Genomic DNA, 1,546 nt, shown 5'->3' with positions numbered 1-1,546 from the left:
GATTAATATTGCTCATATAATGATGCTTAATCCTCTGATTAGGCAGTTTTTCTCCAATTAAACTTAGCACTTTTTATAAAGAAACTAAGCATTTATAAATGACAAAGTCGCAGCTTTTTGAGCAAATTTTACAAAAGCAATCCTATCTATGTATTGGTTTGGATACTGATATTCAGAAAATCCCCAAACATTTATTAAAAACAAAAGATCCTATTTTTGAGTTTAACAAACAAATTATTGATGCAACCCATCAATATGCGGTTGCTTATAAACCTAACATTGCGTTTTATGAAGCTTTTGGTGCAAAAGGATGGGAAAGTCTTCAAAAAACATTAGCATATATTCCCAAAGAGTGTTTTACTATTGCTGATGCTAAAAGAGGAGATATTGGCAATACTTCGGGCTTGTATGCCAGAGCTTTTTTTGATGAAAAATCTTCGGGATTGAATTTTGATTCAGTAACTGTAGCACCTTACATGGGTGAAGACTCGGTTAAGCCTTTTTTGGATTTTGATGGGAAATGGGTAATTCTTCTAGCACTTACTTCAAATGTAGGAAGCAAAGACTTTCAGAATCTTACTTTAAACAACGATAAACAGCTTTTTGAGGAGGTTCTTACTAAATCTCAAGAATGGGGCAGTTCTGAGCAATTAATGTACGTAGTAGGGGCTACTAAAGCCGATATGCTTCAAAAAATCAGAAGTATTGTCCCTGACCATTTTTTGCTAGTACCGGGCGTAGGCGCACAAGGAGGAAGTTTAGAAGAAGTTTCTAAATTTGGTATGAACAAACAATGTGGTTTGTTAGTTAATTCGTCTAGAGCCATTATTTATGCTTCATCTGGGGAAGATTTTGCAGAAAAGGCTGCTCAAGAAGCGCTTAAAGTTCAGGTAGAGATGCAAACATATTTGGCTACTTATTTATAGTAGAAAACCTTTGATATGCAAAATGATAGCGAAATCAGGCTTGAACCCGCTCCGTGGAATTTGACTGGCAATGCTTATGCATTGATTTATAAGTTTCCAAAGGAATTTGTAGTAGAGAATGGTTTTATGGAAGATTTTCAAAAAAAACGTTTTCTAGGCTACTTTGGTACAGTCATGTTGGTAGACTACCAGTCTTCAAATGTTGGGAAATATTATGAATTATTATTTATTCCTGGAATGTTTACATTTGATTGGACAAAAGTTTTTTCAATTAGTAAAATCTATGTGTCCTCAGAAGAAAGTGTTTTAAATGGATATAACAACTGGGGAATTCCAAAAGAAAAAGCTGATTTTGAATGGGTTGAAGATAAAAATGGTGTAAAAAAAGTACAAGTTAGCATCAATAAACATGTTATTTTTGAAGCTGAATTAAGTAAAGGTTTTTTGAGTATTCCCGCCAAAAGCGATGTTTTTCCTTTGAAGCTGGCGCAAAAACTTAATAATGACTTAATGCTTACTACTTTCAATTTTAAAGGAAAAATTAAATTTTTAAAAATAGAAAAAATTAAGGTTGATAAAGGATATTTTCCGGATATTACACGTTTATCACCATTATTAAC

The 1,546-nt window shown here is 33.0% G+C and carries 2 protein-coding genes; both read left to right on the top strand.

Annotation, left to right across the window (positions count from 1 at the left end; all coding sequences use genetic code 11):
• Positions 1-98 precede the first annotated feature (98 nt).
• Positions 99-926 (top strand): orotidine-5'-phosphate decarboxylase, encoded by an 828-nt coding sequence (gene pyrF, locus AC07XN_RS24355; RefSeq protein ID WP_309916318.1) that lies wholly within the window; start codon positions 99-101, stop codon positions 924-926.
• Positions 927-986: 60 nt separating this feature from the next.
• The coding region (locus AC07XN_RS24350) for an acetoacetate decarboxylase family protein (protein WP_494744929.1) at positions 987-1,546 on the top strand (560 nt) is incomplete at its 3' end.

The sequence above is a fragment of the Arcicella sp. GW458-12-2-14-TSB2 genome, assembly GCF_059423785.1.
Note: the sequence above shows the minus strand (reverse complement) of the source record. Positions and strands in the feature narration are given on the sequence as shown.